Annotated in this window: 18 protein-coding genes; 10 read left to right on the forward strand and 8 right to left on the reverse strand. The window is 62.4% G+C overall.

Features of this window, described 5'->3' with window-relative positions:
• Positions 1-186 precede the first annotated feature (186 nt).
• Entirely contained in the window at positions 187-1,575 is a 1,389-nt protein-coding gene (gene sthA / locus NLY44_RS03970) for a Si-specific NAD(P)(+) transhydrogenase (protein WP_023682415.1), read from the forward strand.
• 57 nt (positions 1,576-1,632) lie between these two features.
• Here the strand turns inward: sthA and NLY44_RS03975 are convergent, their stop codons facing one another.
• On the reverse strand, positions 1,633-2,304 hold the full coding sequence (locus tag NLY44_RS03975; RefSeq protein WP_245263757.1) for an alpha/beta hydrolase: 672 nt from the start codon (positions 2,302-2,304) through the stop codon (positions 1,633-1,635).
• Positions 2,305-2,521: 217 nt separating this feature from the next.
• On the opposite strand from NLY44_RS03975, the gene NLY44_RS03980 reads away from it, so the two are divergent.
• On the forward strand, positions 2,522-3,736 hold the full coding sequence (locus tag NLY44_RS03980) for an OpgC family protein (protein ID WP_023805090.1): 1,215 nt from the start codon (positions 2,522-2,524) through the stop codon (positions 3,734-3,736).
• A 15-nt stretch (positions 3,737-3,751) separates the two neighbouring features.
• On the opposite strand, the gene NLY44_RS03985 is transcribed toward NLY44_RS03980, so the two are convergent.
• On the reverse strand, positions 3,752-4,834 hold the full coding sequence (locus NLY44_RS03985) for a LacI family DNA-binding transcriptional regulator (RefSeq protein ID WP_023682412.1): 1,083 nt from the start codon (positions 4,832-4,834) through the stop codon (positions 3,752-3,754).
• A gap of 146 nt (positions 4,835-4,980) precedes the next feature.
• Here NLY44_RS03985 and NLY44_RS03990 point away from each other — a divergent pair, with 146 nt between their 5' ends.
• Together NLY44_RS03990 and NLY44_RS03995 are read left to right on the forward strand one after the other, a co-directional pair.
• Positions 4,981-5,106 carry a hypothetical protein gene (locus NLY44_RS03990; RefSeq protein WP_280791013.1) on the forward strand — a complete coding sequence of 42 codons (126 nt, stop codon included), beginning with the start codon at positions 4,981-4,983 and terminating at the stop codon, positions 5,104-5,106.
• An 80-nt stretch (positions 5,107-5,186) separates the two neighbouring features.
• Positions 5,187-5,330 (forward strand): hypothetical protein, encoded by a 144-nt coding sequence (locus NLY44_RS03995; protein WP_023689522.1) that lies wholly within the window; start codon positions 5,187-5,189, stop codon positions 5,328-5,330.
• Positions 5,331-5,369: 39 nt separating this feature from the next.
• Here the strand turns inward: NLY44_RS03995 and NLY44_RS04000 are convergent, their stop codons facing one another.
• The gene (locus NLY44_RS04000) at positions 5,370-5,744 is read right to left on the reverse strand and encodes a DUF423 domain-containing protein (protein ID WP_023673013.1); all 375 of its coding nucleotides are present in this window, start codon (positions 5,742-5,744) and stop codon (positions 5,370-5,372) included.
• Positions 5,745-5,787: 43 nt separating this feature from the next.
• Entirely contained in the window at positions 5,788-7,053 is a 1,266-nt protein-coding gene (locus NLY44_RS04005) for a multidrug efflux MFS transporter (RefSeq protein WP_023727509.1), read from the reverse strand.
• A gap of 143 nt (positions 7,054-7,196) precedes the next feature.
• Between NLY44_RS04005 and NLY44_RS04010 the strand changes: the two genes are divergently transcribed.
• On the forward strand, positions 7,197-7,862 hold the full coding sequence (locus NLY44_RS04010) for a GntR family transcriptional regulator (protein WP_023805091.1): 666 nt from the start codon (positions 7,197-7,199) through the stop codon (positions 7,860-7,862).
• Positions 7,863-7,971: 109 nt separating this feature from the next.
• A complete protein-coding gene (locus tag NLY44_RS04015) occupies positions 7,972-8,205 on the forward strand; it encodes a DUF982 domain-containing protein (RefSeq protein ID WP_245259900.1) in 234 nt (77 codons plus the stop codon).
• Positions 8,206-8,277: 72 nt separating this feature from the next.
• Here NLY44_RS04015 and NLY44_RS04020 read toward each other — a convergent pair whose 3' ends face one another.
• On the reverse strand, positions 8,278-8,436 hold the full coding sequence (locus NLY44_RS04020) for a hypothetical protein (protein ID WP_023673009.1): 159 nt from the start codon (positions 8,434-8,436) through the stop codon (positions 8,278-8,280).
• Positions 8,437-8,614: 178 nt separating this feature from the next.
• On the opposite strand from NLY44_RS04020, the gene NLY44_RS04025 reads away from it, so the two are divergent.
• Positions 8,615-9,586, forward strand: a complete 972-nt coding sequence (locus NLY44_RS04025) for a glycosyl transferase family 90 (protein WP_023682407.1) — start codon at positions 8,615-8,617, stop codon at positions 9,584-9,586.
• Between the two features lie 20 nt (positions 9,587-9,606).
• Here the strand turns inward: NLY44_RS04025 and NLY44_RS04030 are convergent, their stop codons facing one another.
• The gene (locus tag NLY44_RS04030) at positions 9,607-10,650 is read right to left on the reverse strand and encodes an aldo/keto reductase (RefSeq protein WP_023715391.1); all 1,044 of its coding nucleotides are present in this window, start codon (positions 10,648-10,650) and stop codon (positions 9,607-9,609) included.
• A gap of 240 nt (positions 10,651-10,890) precedes the next feature.
• Between NLY44_RS04030 and ppk2 the strand changes: the two genes are divergently transcribed.
• Positions 10,891-11,811 carry a polyphosphate kinase 2 gene (gene ppk2 / locus NLY44_RS04035; RefSeq protein ID WP_023682405.1) on the forward strand — a complete coding sequence of 307 codons (921 nt, stop codon included), beginning with the start codon at positions 10,891-10,893 and terminating at the stop codon, positions 11,809-11,811.
• Positions 11,812-12,037: 226 nt separating this feature from the next.
• Here the strand turns inward: ppk2 and NLY44_RS04040 are convergent, their stop codons facing one another.
• Positions 12,038-12,682, reverse strand: coding sequence for a dihydrofolate reductase family protein (locus NLY44_RS04040; protein ID WP_023805092.1), 645 nt, complete (start codon positions 12,680-12,682; stop codon positions 12,038-12,040).
• A gap of 110 nt (positions 12,683-12,792) precedes the next feature.
• Positions 12,793-13,488 carry a winged helix-turn-helix transcriptional regulator gene (locus NLY44_RS04045; RefSeq protein ID WP_023805093.1) on the reverse strand — a complete coding sequence of 232 codons (696 nt, stop codon included), beginning with the start codon at positions 13,486-13,488 and terminating at the stop codon, positions 12,793-12,795.
• A gap of 176 nt (positions 13,489-13,664) precedes the next feature.
• Between NLY44_RS04045 and NLY44_RS04050 the strand changes: the two genes are divergently transcribed.
• The gene (locus tag NLY44_RS04050) at positions 13,665-13,991 is read left to right on the forward strand and encodes a DUF1330 domain-containing protein (protein WP_023805094.1); all 327 of its coding nucleotides are present in this window, start codon (positions 13,665-13,667) and stop codon (positions 13,989-13,991) included.
• A 139-nt stretch (positions 13,992-14,130) separates the two neighbouring features.
• Positions 14,131-14,895 (forward strand): imm11 family protein, encoded by a 765-nt coding sequence (locus NLY44_RS04055; protein WP_023715392.1) that lies wholly within the window; start codon positions 14,131-14,133, stop codon positions 14,893-14,895.
• Positions 14,896-14,897: the final 2 nt, after the last annotated feature.

Consider the following 14,897-nt stretch of genomic DNA (forward strand, 5'->3'; position numbering starts at 1 on the left):
TGTCCTCGTAACAGGCGCCACGCTAGGGTGCGCCGCCACTGAAATGGTGAAGACCGCGGGCGGAATCAAGATCGGTTCGTCCATCGGTCCGGCTCGGCAGTGTGACGCGGTTGAGCCGATTGAATTTGGTGGACGGATGGCGTTAGCTTGCTGCGGCGCAACAAGACGCCGAGGGGACGGGGTTACATGGATTACGACATGCTGGTCATCGGCAGCGGCCCTTCCGGGCGCCGCGCCGCGGTGCAATCGGCCAAGCTCGGCAAATCGGTGCTGGTGGTCGACAGGGGCCGGCGCCTCGGCGGCGTCTCGGTGCACACCGGCACCATCCCGTCGAAGACGCTGCGCGAGACGGTGCTGAACCTGTCCGGCTGGCGCGAGCGGGGCTTTTACGGCCGAGGCTACCGGGTCAAGCAGGACATCTCCATCGCCGACCTGGTCGAGCGGCTGCACAAGACGCTCGACCACGAGGTCGAGGTGCTGCAGCACCAGTTTATGCGCAACGCCGTCAAAAGCGTGCGCGCCATGGCGAAATTCGTCGGCCCAAACAAGGTCAGCCTGACGGCAGACAATGGCGACTACTCGGAGGTTGGTTTCACCAATGCCCTGATCGCGGTCGGCACCAGGCCGCACCGGCCGCGCGACGTGCCTTTCGACAAGATCCGCGTCTTCGACAGCGATGAGATGCTGGAACTCGACCATCTGCCGCGCACGCTGACGGTGATCGGCGCCGGCGTCATCGGCGTTGAATATGCGACGATCTTTTCGGCGCTCGACGTGCCGGTGACGCTGGTGGAGCCGCGCAACACCATCCTCGATTTCGTCGACCGCGAGATCGTCGACGACTTCATCCACCAGATGCGCGACCGCGGCATGACCATTCGCCTCGGCAGTACGGTCAAGGAAATCGTCTCAAAACCCGACTATGCCGAAGTGACGCTCGCCGATGGCCGCACCATCCGCTCCGAGATCGTGCTTTACGCCGCCGGCCGCAGCGGCAATCTCGGCAGCCTCGGCCTCGACGTGGTCGGCATCGAGGCCGATTCCCGGGGCCGCATCAAGGTCGATCCGCAGACCTTCCAGACCAGTGCGCCCAACATCTATGCCACCGGCGACGTCATCGGTTTCCCCAGCCTTGCCTCGACATCGATGGAGCAAGGCAGGGTGGCCGCCTGCCACGCCTTCGGCGTGCAACTGCCACCGCCGCCGGAAACCTTCCCCTATGGCATCTACGCCGTGCCGGAAATCTCCACCGTTGGTCAGTCGGAGGAGCAGGTGCGTGAGAGCGGCGCTGCTTATGAAGTCGGTCTGGCGCGGTTCCGCGAAACCTCGCGCGGCCACATCATGGGCGTCAACTCCGGCTTTCTGAAGCTGCTGTTCTCGGTCGAAACGCGCCGCCTGCTCGGCGCCCACATCGTCGGCGAAGGCGCCACCGAACTGATCCATATCGGCCAGGCGGTGATCAACCTCGGCGGCACGGTTGATTTCTTCGTCAACAACACCTTCAACTATCCGACGCTGGCCGAAGCCTACAAGATCGCCGGGCTCGATGCCTGGAACCGGATGGGACAGGGCTAGGCGACGAGCATCTGCTCAGCCGTTCCGCCGGGCGCCGATGCGGTCTACCAAGGTCTCCTAGCCTGCCTGGCGTGCGACCAATGCTGGTCCCGCAAGCCACTGCCGGACGATGGCGGCATCCGGGTCGCCGATTTCGTGACCTGAAGGCACGATGCGCGCATCGACCTCGGCGCCATGTTTGTTGAGCAGCGTCACCAGTGGCGGCGCAAACGGCCCGTAGGTCTCGTCGGCGGCACCGGCGACAATCAGGACGCGCGTTCCGGTCAGATCGGTTGCCGGCGCATCGTCAAGCACGGGCATCGCTCTCAGCAGCACTGCTTTTCGGACTAGGTCAGAGTTGAGCAGCATCAGGCTGGAAACCAGATTGGCGCCGTTGGAATAGCCGACGAAAGTCGCCCGGGCGAGGTCGAGCCCGTGGCGCTTTGCGGCCTCGCTTGCGAAGGCGGCAAAGTACGATGTTTCGGCACGGATGCTCGCCTGTTCGAAACTGGTCGGCGTGATCCGCTCGAACCAGCGGAAGCCGTCTTCTTGGCGGATGCGGCCACGCACCGCGACCAGCGTGGCGTTGGGGGCGATCTGCCTCGCAATCGGGACCATCGTCGTTTCGTCGACACCCGATCCGTGCAGTAAAAACAGGCTCTCGCCGCCGGCATTCTCCGGCTTGAGGAGGCGGTAGGGAAAGGCCAGATCCTGGTGCAGAAAGGCGTTCTCGTCGCTATATCGATACACGCTCATATCTCGTTGTTTTCACGGAGACATTGGTCCTTTGCCAGCTTCAAAACGGAATATTTTCACGCTCCGCCAAATGTGATTGCAACAGGCTCATTTCAGACCGTTTCTGCGCCGATATGCTCCCTGCGGGAGGAATCGAAGCGGTGTGCGCCGATGGTCGCATCCCGGCATGAACAACGCGAGCATCCTTGCTCTCCTTTGAGGCCTTTTGTCGATGACCCTGCCAGTCCCGCCCGATCGCGCCCCGCGTATCGCCGATCGCGCTCCGCGTATCCCCGATCGCGACACGCGCATTGACGTGTTCCGCGCGCTCGCACTCCTGACCATCTATATCGACCACGTGCCGGGCACCGTCTTCGAAACGCTGACCTACAAGAATTTCGGATTCTCGGACGCGGCGGAAGCCTTCGTGCTGATTTCCGGCATGTCGGTCGCACTCGCATATGGCACCAAGTTCCAGCCGGGCGGCCGGCTGCTGGCGATGTTGAAGATGTGGCGCCGGGCCGGCGTGCTTTACAGCGCCCACATCGTCACCACCATGGTTGTGATGGCGTTGTTCTGCGCCGCGGCGGTGTTCGGCCGGCGGCCGGAACTGCTCAAGCTGATCAACATCGAGCCGCTGATGAAGAACACGCCGGAGGTCATGATCGGCATTGTCACGCTCGGCCACCAGCTTGGCTACAACAACATCCTGCCGGTCTATGCGGCGCTGCTGTTGATGGCGCCGCTCTTCCTGCTCTTCGTCAGCTACCGGCCGCTCCCGGCGCTGGTCTTTTCCGGCGCGCTGTGGCTCGTCGCCGGCCTCTGGCAGATCGCGCCGCCGAACTATCCCGAGCCCGGCTTCTGGTTCCTCAACCCGCTGTCCTGGCAATTCCTGTTCAACATCGGCCTTGCCGGCATGCTGCATGCCAGGCGCGGCGGCACAATTCCCGTCAATCGTTGGCTGGTGGGCGCCGCGGCGACCTATGTCGCGGCAGCGGCGGTCTGGGTGCACAGCCCGCTCTGGGGCGAGATAACGTGGTTTAACCTGCCCGTGGTGATCGGCGGCTTCGACAAGACGTTCCTGTCGCTGCCGCGGCTCCTGCACATATTGGCGGTGAGCTATCTGATCGTCGCCCTGCCGGCTTTCTCGAACCTGTTCCGTCTCAGCCCGGACCATCCGCTTGCCCTGCTCGGCAAGCGCTCCTTGCCGGTGTTCCTCGCCGGCACGCTGATCGCCATGGCGGCGCAGGTGATGAAGCTGATCAATCCGGGCGGCTTTGCCTATGACGTCTTGCTGATTTCGGCCGGCATCGCCATGCAATTCGCGCTCGCCTTCTATCTTGAGTGGCTGTCCGGCATCGGCTTGGGCAAAAAGCCGGTTCGCAAAGAAGCGCCAGCCGTTCACCAGACCTTCGGCATGCCCGCGATGCCAAGGCTAAGCCGATGATCCCACATCAGCCGCCTAGCTAGCAGGCGAGGGGCCGGACGACCCCCGCACCACAAGATCGACCGGCAGCAATTGCCGGTGCTGCGAGCCGTCATTTTCGAGGATCGCCTTGACGGCCAGCCGGCCCATCTCGGCGATCGGCTGGGCGACAGTGGTTAGTGGCGGCTCGGAGTCGGCGCCTTCCGGCACGCCGTCGAAGCCGACGATTGACACATCGCCCGGCACGGCAATGTTACGCTCGCGCAGCCAGTCGAGCGCATGCAGCGCGATCTTGTCCGACATGGCCAGGATTGCCGTCGGCGTCTGCGGCAGCGCGAAAATATGATCGAGGCCGGCCCGAACGCTCGCCTCGTCATTGAGGGTTTCGTAGATTGGCACTTGCGAGACGTCGATGCCGAAGCGGGAGAGCTCGCCGAAATAGCCACGCAGACGGTCGCGTGTGCCCGAGTAGAGGGATGTCGTCTCGACTTGCTCCTGCGTGACGGGACCAAAGCCAGCGTCGGCAGATTCCAGGGCGAGTACGGCAAAGCTGCGATGGCCGAACTCGGCCAGATGGCGCGCCGCCAGACCCGCGCCGGCGACGTTGTCGACGCCGATCGCAGCGACCGCCTCATTTTCCGAATCGAGATCAAGCGCCACGAAAGGCAGTTTGCGTTCGCGCGCCAGTTCGACCAGCCGCGACCCACCCTCGATGCAGAACACGATGAAGCCGTCGACTAGGGCGCTCTGGATGTTCCAGGCGAGCTGCTCGCTGTTGGCGGCCGAGACCAGCGAAATTCCGGCGCCGGTGGCGTCGCAGGCCTGCGAAATGCTGGCCATCATGACGCGGGCAAAGGGATCGTCGAAGAAATAGGACAATGGTTCTGCCGTTGCCACGCCGATGGCGTTGACCTTGCCGGCGCGCAGCAGCCGGCCCTTGGGATCCGGGCCGGCATAGCCCATCGCTTCCGCCGCCGCCTTGACCCGCTCGCGGACCTCTTCGCGCACGATCTCCGGGCGAGCGAACACGTTGGACGCGGTACCGTGCGAGACCCCGGCCGCCTTGGCGATGTCGGCAAGCCGCACTGGTCTCGTCTTGCCGGAGGTCAATGCCGTCATTTTCGTCTCCTGAACCGGAGCCTGTTTAGCACTTTCGTTGGATCGGTTCAAATTTTCCCTTGATCGGACGGCGGAGAGGGTCTATATTTGAATCGATCCAAGAAATTCATCAAGTACAACTTGGATCGATTCAAGAGGAGGGTGCCATGCATCCCGTGAATTATCTGTTCGAAGACATCTACGGCAATGATTGGGGCATAGTCTCCGACGCCGCCACCCGCAGGCGCCGCGACAAGGTCTGCCGTGGAGGCGTGACCTGCAATACCTTGTGAAACGCAAGCGCAGCTGATCGGCCAGACATTTTCGTGCCAGCTGATTGGATCGATTCAAGTTCTTGAAGAGGAGAACGAACATGCATCCCGTGAAACATCTGTTCGAAGACATTTATCGCAATTACTGGGGTATCTCGCCTGCCACGGAGCAGCCGCAACGGCGGCGGCCGACCAAGCCTGCCAAGCGCAACCGCGACCTGCTGCCGGAAAACCGGCAGGATTAAGCCTCGTGTGATATCTGATGGGGCAGGGTTCTTGCCTCGTCAGGACCGTTGCCGCACGAGCGCCGAGGCCGCGATCACCAGCCAGCCCGCGATGAGCAAGGTGCCGCCGATCGGCGCCGACATCGGGAACAGCCGCGATCCCACGAAATCCCGTGCCAGCAGATCGCCGCAGAACAGAACAAGCCCGACGAGCAGCACCAGGCTGCCGATCCGCAAGATCCGGTTTGCGCCGGCGAGGCCGACGGCCAAAAACACCGGCGCATGCATGAGCAGGAAGGATGCGGCCGTGCCGACGAACGCGCCGCCGAGATGCGCTGAAGCCGCCGACAGCGCCACGCCCGCCGCGCCGGCAATGCCGCCGGCGAAAACGAGGATGCGCGCGCTGTTTGCTGGTGCTGACTCGGCGATGCTCATGTCTCGGGCTCCGTGATTGACGATAGGCGGCGCGACCTGTCTGTCAGGATTTTTCCGATATCGCCAGCATGTCGCGCGTGCGGCGCGCCTGGGCCAGCCAATTATACGCGGCACCGCCCGCCATCAGCAACGACGTGCCGAGAAACACCGCGCGCATGCCGAAATGGCCGCCGACGAAGCCGCCCAGCAGCGGCCCCGCAACCTGGCCGACATATTGCGCCGAGATTGCCAGGCCCAGCACATTGCCGCCGACCCCATCGGGAACATTGTGGCGGATGACGCTGGTGATGCAGGGCAACAGCCCGCCCAGCACCAGACCCATAAGGAACCGCAGCCCGACCAACTGCCAGCTCTCGGTGACGAAGGCCTGCGGTATCAACAGCAGCGCCGAGACGGCCAGCGATGCGACGATGACGTTCCAGTGGCCGATGCGGTCGGCGAGTTTGCCCAACCGTGACGCCGACAGGATGGCGCCGAGTGCGGCCGCCGACATGACGACACCTGAGACCAGGGTCACCCGGCTTGCGTCCGCGACCAGTTGCTGGACGTAGACGGTGATGATCGGCTCGATCGACATGTTGGCGAAGGTGAACAGCATGCCGGTCGCCAGCATGGCCACGACAGGGCGTTTGTCGGGGATCTGCGCCCAACTTCCCTTTGGTTTCTCCTCGCGTTTTGCCTGTACTGGCGGGCGAGGCATCTCCTTTATCAGGAACGTCGTCGCCAGCGCCGCCAGGAAAATGACGCCGCCCGCGATGAGGAAGGTGGCGCGAATACCGATCAGTGGCGGCAGCGCGCCGCCAAGCAACGGGCCGACCAGGGAGCCTGCGGTGATGCCGGCCGACAGCACGCCAAGCGCCCAGCCGGAGCGCTCCTTCGGCGTCTGCATGGCGACAAGGATCGTCGAGCCTGAGGAATAACCGCCGGCAAAGCCGATCAACAGGCGCAAAAGCACCAATTGCCAGACGGTCTGCACCATGCCGGTCAGCGACATGCAGATCGCCATGCCGAAACTGGCGCGCACCAGCATCACCTTGCGGCCATAACGGTCACCCAGCCGTCCCCACAGTGGCGCGACAAGGGCGGCGGCAAGGAAGGTGGCGCCGAAAGCGATGCCGGACCATTGCACGATCGCCGCGTGGCCGACGGCGCCCAGCTGTTCGACATAGAGCGGCAGGAACGGCAGCAGCAACGTCATCGCCACAAGCGTGCTGAATGATCCGGCAAAGCACACGAACAGGTTGCGCCGCCAATGAATGTTGTAGGTGGAAGGCGCTTCGGCGGCCTGCGCTGCACTGTCCTGCGGCATGTCCTGTCCTGTCCGCTTGCTGCGGATACCATTTTGGGATACCAACTTGGTACCTCATGGACGCAAAGCCCGGCTGCTGTCAATCAGGCGCTCTCAAAGTGATCGGCAAGACCAACGGCCGATCGCCAGCAATGGAAGCAACTATGTCGCAGATGCAGATCGTCGAAAAAGCGCTTCGCGAGATGATCCTTGGCCTCGAGATCGGTCCTGGCGAGCGGCTGACGGAGCGCTGGATCGAGAGCCGCTTCGGCGCCTCGCGCACGCCGGTCAGGGCAGCCCTGCTGCGGCTGGAGACGGAAGGGCTGATCTGCCGCGACGGGCGCGGTTGGACCGTGTCGCCGATCAACCTTGCCGAATTGGAACAGATCGCTGTGTACCGCGAAGCGGTCGAGGTCGCGGCGGTCAGGCTGACTTCGGCGCTGGTCGACAGGAGCGCAGCCGATGTCATCGAGGCGATGCTGGACTCCTGCGACACTGCCACGCCGCGCGAGGAATGGCACCGCGTCGGCATGGATTTCCATATCGAACTGGCGCGGCTCTCCGGCAACGAGTTCCTGTTTCGGGCCGTGCGCGATGCCATGACGCGCCTGTCGCGGGCGCGCTGGCTGGAGGTGCGCGACGAGGCGGCGCTTGGCCGCGCCTGGAGCGAGCATCACGCCATTCTGGCAGCGGTGCGGGCCGGCGATGCCGATGCGGCGGCGGCGCGACTTTCCGCCCATATCGCCGGCAGCCGCGCCCGCCTGGTGACGTCGTTGCACAATGACCGGCGCGGCCTGCGCGCCAGGGGTTTTGCCGTCGTCGCCGCTTGATACCGGTCACGAAAACGAAAGAACGCCGACGCCATCCGCTTTCGGCCTCGCTTCGCGGACGCCGATGGCGTAAGAGGCGGCCATGGAAAACAACCGATTTGAAACACCCGTGACCGTTAAGTCGGGCACGGAGGGAAGCACTCAGCTCTTGCGTACGGTGCGCGAGGCTTCCGATTACCTGCTCAACAGCTGGCCCGGCAAGCGCAGCCCCAAGCACCGCGAAGCGCTGCAGGCCTGCCATGACGCGCTGGCCGGCGACAAGCCGGCGATGATTGCAAGACGCGCCTTCATCGCCGCCGCGCGCGAGGTCAACGTCTTCGTCAGCGACAAGGCCCCGGCCTGATCACATCGGCCTGATCACACCGGCATTTTGCCAGGATCCGGCCCGTTTCGCGGGCCGGTGATCCTGTCTTGCCTATTTTTCTGTCTCGGTGTCGGTTTTGGAACTTGCCTCGTTCTCAGGCTCGGCGCGCTCCTTGGCCGCGACCTTGGCGGCGAGCTTCTCCGCCTTCTTGGCGGCCTTCTGCCGGTCGCGCTCTTTGCGTTCCTGACCGTAATTCGGTGGTCGAGCCATATCGTTTCCTTTCGCTGTGCCTGATCCTGCCTAGAAGCATTGGCCGGCAAACACAACAGCGCCGCGAGGGCAGATGCCAGCGGTTCTGGACTTGCGTGATGGCGAACACAATGGTTTAGAAAAGGCTGCGGGACAGTTGCTGGAGCCGCCGCCGACCGATTTCGAATCAAAACGACCGATGGCCACGCTTCAAAGAAACGCACAGAAGCTGATCTACTATGCGCGCAACGCCATGCGCGACATCGCGCCGCCGGTTCTTTTCCGGCGCCGGCTCGGCCGGCTGCTCGATCAGGCCAGGCTTTCCGACGCATCGGTCCGCCAGCGGCTCAATTACTACAACACGCTGCGGGAGCCTTTTAGCCCCAGCCCCGAGGCCGTGCCGGTCAGCCGGCTGCCGTCGGACCGCAGCATGTACTATTACGATCTGAAGGAGTTCACCCGTTATTTCGACCCAGATCTGCGCATCGACCTGGAATTCGGCGACGTCATCGAAGTGCCGAAGATGCCGTCGATCGTCAAGGACCGGCCGATAGCGGGCGACAACGGCAACGGCGTCCTGTTCAAGCTGAACAAGTTCCGTCATTTCTACATGCCGGCCGACGATGTCGCCTTCGCCGACAAGCATCCGCTCGTCGTTTGGCGCGGCGAACTCAACAATCCGATCCGCACCTTGTTGCTGGATGCAGCCCGCAATCTGCCGTTCTGCGATGTCGGCACGCCGAGGGCGACAGCACTTGCGGAATACCGCAAGCCCTATCTCAGCATCGATCAGCAGCGCCGCTATCGCTACATCATCTCGCTCGAAGGCAATGATGTCGCGACCAATCTGAAATGGATCATGAGCTCGAACTCGCTCTGCCTGATGCCGCCGCCGACTTACGAGACCTGGTTCGCCGAGGGGCAACTCGAGCCCGATGTCCATTATGTGCCGCTGGCGCCCGACTTCAGCGATCTGGCCGAGCGGGTGCATCATCTCGAGCAGCATCCGGCCGAGGCCCAGCGCATCGTTGCGGCGGCCAACGCCTATTGCCGCAAATTCGCCGACGAGCGGGCCGAGCAGGCGATCTGCCTGCTCGTGCTCTACAAATATTTCGTGCTCAGCGGCCAGATCGAGCCCGATCCGCAGGTCTGGCGGTTTATCGCGGGCTAGCCGCTTCCGGCGCCCTTAAGTCAGATAACGCTGCGGTCCATAACCAGATCGGCCGGGCCGAAGCGGTCCTTCGCCGTAAACTGCTGGTGCCAGTAGGGATAGAGCACCGGCGGCCGGCTGACGGCATCGAGGCGCTGGCGTTCATCAAAGGACAGCGTCAGGCTTGCCGCGGCGAGATTGTCTTTCAACTGGGCCTCGTTGCGCGCCCCGATCACCAGCGAACTGACGGCCGGCCGGCCAAGCAGCCAGGCCAGCGCCACCTGGGCCGCCGAGACGCCGCGAGTGGCGCCGATGTCGACCAGCACGTCGACGATCCGCCACAGCCGGTCCTCGTCGCGGATCGGTGGTTCCGACCAGCCGCCGATCTGGCGCGCCGTCGGACTGTCGCGGCGGTATTTTCCCGACATCAGGCCGCCGGCGAGCGGGCTCCACACCAGCACGCCAAGGCCCTGGTCGACCGAGATCGGCAAGAGCTCATACTCGGCCTCGCGTGCTTCCAGCGTGTAGTGGATCTGCTGGGTGACGAAGCGCGGCTGGTGCTGGCTGTCGCTGATGCCGAGCGCCTTCATGACCTGCCAGCCGGAATAGTTGGAGCAGCCGACATAGCGGATCTTGCCCTGGGCAACCAGCGTGTCGAGCGCGGCGATGGTTTCCTCGAGCGGCGTCGCGCCATCCCATTCGTGCAGGAAATAGATGTCGATGACATCTGTCCTGAGGCGCTTCAGGCTCTTCTCGCATTCGCGGATCAGATGATGGCGCGACAGGCCCTCGTCATTGGGGCCCTTGCCGATCCGCATGCGCGCCTTGGAGGCGATCAGCACGTCGTTCTTGCGCTTGCCGCCGAGCGCCTCGCCGATGATCTCTTCCGACAATCCGTTCGAATAGACATTGGCGGTGTCGATGAGATTGATGCCGGCATCGATGCAAGTGTCGATGATGCGCGAGGCCTCCGCGAGATCGGAATTGCCGACGGCAGCGAACGGCCCGCTGCCGCCGAAGGTCATGGTTCCCAAGGTCAGCGTCGAAACTTTCAAGCCGGAACGGCCAAGCGTGCGGTATTCCATGTCGGTCCTCGCAATTTTGGTGGGTGGGGATTTACTGGAGAAGGGCGGGCAGCCCGAACGGGTCGGCCATTTGTAGGACAATTTGAGCGGCTTGTCGCCATGCCACGGCGATGGATCAGCCATGCCTCGCCGATTTGCAGCGATGATCGGCTGGCTGGCGGGTTGCAATAAAACCGTCATTGCCGGCCTATATCAAGTCGGCTCAGGGTTTCATGTCAGCCGGCAAGCGGAGCAGTGGAAATGACCGAGTTGAAGCAGAATTCTCCGGCCAGGGATTGGCTGGAAGCCGAACTCGCCGACATGCTCGACGAGGACTATGAGCTTGAAATGTCGGAGCCGGCGCTGTCGCTGGAGATCTCCAAGATCTACAAGAACGCGCATCCGCCGTCGATCGACCGCATGCAGTATTTCCGCGACCTGATCGGCTTGCAGTCGGAACTAATCAAGCTGCAGTCCTGGGTCGCCTACCACAAGAAGAAGCTGGTGGTGGTTTTCGAAGGACGCGATTCCGCCGGCAAGGGCGGCGTCATCAAGCGCATCACCCAGCGCCTCAACCCGCGCATCTGCCGCGTCGTGGCGCTGCCGGCGCCGACCGAGCGCGAAAAATCGCAGTGGTATTTCCAGCGCTACGTGCCGCATCTGCCGGCCGGCGGCGAGATCGTGCTGTTCGACCGCTCCTGGTACAACCGCTCCGGCGTCGAGCGGGTGATGGGCTTTGCCGAACCCGATCAGGTCGAAGAGTTCTTCCGCGACGTGCCGGAGTTCGAGCGCATGTTGGTCCGCTCCGGCGTCACGCTGGTCAAATACTGGTTCTCGATCACCGACGAGGAACAGCAGATGCGCTTCATGATGCGCATCCACGACCCGATGAAGCAGTGGAAGCTGTCGCCGATGGACCTGCAGTCGCGCGTGCGCTGGGAGCAGTACACCAAGGCCAAGGAAGAGACGTTTGCCCGCACCAACATCCCCGAGGCACCGTGGTACATCGTCGAAGGCAACGACAAGAAGCGGGCGCGGCTGAACTGCATCGACCATCTCCTCAAACAGCTGCCCTATGAGGACGTGCCGCACGAAGAAATCACGCTGCCCGAGCGGGTGTTCAACCCGGAGTACGAGCGCCAGGTCCTGCCGCGCGAGCTTTACGTGCCGGAGAAGTATTGAGCGTCTTCGCAATTGAAGACACGAGAGGACGGCATTCTTTCGCGCCCCCTCTGTCCTGCCGGACATCTCCCCCACAAGGGGGAGATTGGCAGCTTCGCCGATGGCGCCCTTCTTGCTACGTTGATGAGTGGCGAAAGCCGGCGCGACATCCGATCTCCCCCGGCGTGGGGGAGATGTCCGGAAGGACAGAGGGGGCGCGACGGATCGCAATTTTCCCAAATGAGGCTTACACCCGCTTGATCGTCACATGCGTGGCGAGCGCTGTCGCCACCTGCTCGGTGCACTGGTAACCCAGCTTCAGCATATCCAGCCCGGCAAACAGGCTCTCGCCCCTCCCGAGCAACACCGGCGACACCGCCAGATGCAACTCGTCGATGAGCTTCTCTTGCAGATATTGCCGGATGGTGGAAACGCCGCCGCCGACGCGGACATCCTTGCCGCCGGCCGCGGCCTTTGCTTGTTCGAGCGCGGCGTGGATGCCGCCGGCAACGAAGTGGAAAACGGTGCCGCCTTCCATCACAATGGGGTCGCGCTTGTAGTGGGTCAGCACGAAGGTCGGCACGTGATAGGGCGGGTTGTCGCCCCACCAGCCTTTCCAGCTCTCGTCTGGCCATTCGCCGCGGATTGGGCCGAACATGTTGCGGCCGAGGATCCAGGCCCCGACATTGTCGAAGCTGCGGACGGTGAACCGGTCGTCCACATCGGTGCTGCCGCCATCCTTGCCGACCATCTCATGGAAGGTGCGGGTGCCGGTCATCCATTTGTGCAGATCTTCGCCACCAACGCCGAGCGGATTTTGCAGGTCCTGGTCAGGACCGGCGCCGAAACCGTCGAGCGACAAGGTGAAGGCATTGACGCGCAGTTTGGACATGGAAGACTCCCTTTGGTGACCAGTTGTGATTTGCAATCAGTATTCAAACTGATTGCATTTTGCAACTAGTATTTTTAGAGGCAAGCCGATCTGTGGAATGCGCGGGGACCTCAAGCCGCCACGCGCTTCGGCATCACCGCAAACGGGCTGAGCCCAAGCCAGATCTGCATCTTGCCGGCGACGTCGAGATCGCCGGTCAGGATGATCTTGTCGCGTTCCTTGTGAACTGTCGTCAGCCCCATCCAGATCGAGGTCATGGTGCACAGATCGGTCGAGACGTAGAGATCGACGTCGAAGCCCGGATCGTACCAGCAAAGATCGACCTCGCCCTGCTTTTCGACGATCAGCCACCACGATCGTTTTGACGCCGGCAGGTCATGGTACAGGAATTGTATCACGGTGCGCCCGTCCGGCAGCGGACTGGGGTTCAGATTGCGCCGCATGTCCCACATCAGCAGCGACGGATCGAGGTTTTTGAGCGACAGCCTGGCCTCGACCCATTTCTGGCCCCAAAACCCCATCGCCTCGACAACCGGGCGCAAATCCCGGCCCGCCTCGGTCAGCCGGTATTCGAACACGCCCTTCTCGGTCGCAATCTCGGTCCGCTCGACGATGCCTCCCGCTTCGAGATCCCTAAGCCGTTGCGACAGAAGGGTTGGCGACATTTTCGGCACGCCGCGGCGCAAATCGTTGAAGCGGGTCGATCCCGCCACCAGTTCGCGCAGCAGCACCATGGTCCAGCGTGTGCAGAGCAGCTCGGCGGCCATGGAGAGCGGGCAGAATTGCTTGTAACCGGCTTGTGTCATGTGGTGAGCTCCAAAAGATGTTGCCGGACCTTATTCAGAAAACCTGAGTTCAGCCAGTACAGAAGCTGTACTGGCACCCCCGGTACAGTTCTGTGACTGGAGCGGTCCGGCGCCGCCATGCGAGGCAGCGGTCACGTCACCGGGCAGTCCGGTGCCGATCCATGAGGAGTTGGACAATGACCGCTTACGTGATCGCAGACATCAAGGTGAAGGACGACAAATGGGTGCCGGCCTATGCCGCTTCGGTGCATGACCTCGTCCACAAGCATGGCGGCAAGTATCTCGCCCGCAGCGGCAATGTGAAGACGCTGGAGGGCAAGCCGCTCGACACCAGCCTGATCGCCATCATGGCGTTTCCGTCGGCAAAGGCAGCCGAGGCCTTCACCAACGATCCGCAATACGCTCCGTTTGTGGCGGAGCGTCAGAAGGGCAGCGACAGCCGCTTCCAACTGATCGACGATACCGATCTCGTTGGAACGATCCCTTATTTGCCGAAGGCGTGAGGAAAAGCCGGAACCCGGTGTATCAGGGTTCCGGCTAACCTTCAGCATTTGCGCCACTTCGGGCGCGAAGCAGGTGGACGGGTACTCTCACGCGATTTAGTCTTGAACTCGAAAGTCGGTAAACTGAGCAGGCGCGCACGTGACCATTATTTCACTCATTGCAAAACTGTTTGCCAACCGGAACCGCCCGCAGAATAGGCCAGCTCAAGTCCCAGAGCGGGTTTTCCGCAAAGAGGCGAAATTCAAGAAACATGGAAAATTCTTCCAGATCGGACCGACATATCGCGGCGGGTCCCATTGTCTTCAGCTGGAAAACGCCCAAGCTTTGGTGCCGCCACCCCGCATACTGCTCGGGCCGACGGAGTTTGGGGGATACGGCTTTCCTGAGTACCCGGAGACGCCCAGGCTACGGCCTGAAGCGACAGCCTATTGCAGGCCACCAAAAGACTTAGAAGATTTTCATTGTTACTGGCTTGTATCCGAGCGCCTGAAGGAAGTTCTGCAGTCAGTCGACCCCGATGGGGTCGTGTTTAACGACTGCGACGTATTCTATTTGAGCGGAAAGCCGATCGAACCAAAGCACTACCTTTGCGACATCGTTCGCAAGATTGATGCCGTGGATCTCGAATCGTCGAAGTTTAGGCTTTTGATCGGCGAGAATGGAGGCGTCCACTACGACCGCGCCGGAGGCGCGTGCTTCTATTTCAAGGAGGAGATTGTTGGCGATGCGCATATCTTCAAACAGAAGAACATGGGGATCGTCATTTGCACCGCCAAATTGAGAGAAGCCTGTGTCGAAGCAGGCATCAAGAATCCCGACTTGTTCCAAGACATGTCGGTTTGCGGGCGTGGTCGGCTGGACTTCGAAACAAGAAATGTCAAAGAGAGTTATGTGCTGGAGTGAAT

Source organism: Mesorhizobium sp. C089B (genome assembly GCF_030323125.1).
In the GTDB taxonomy this organism is placed as follows: domain Bacteria; phylum Pseudomonadota; class Alphaproteobacteria; order Rhizobiales; family Rhizobiaceae; genus Mesorhizobium.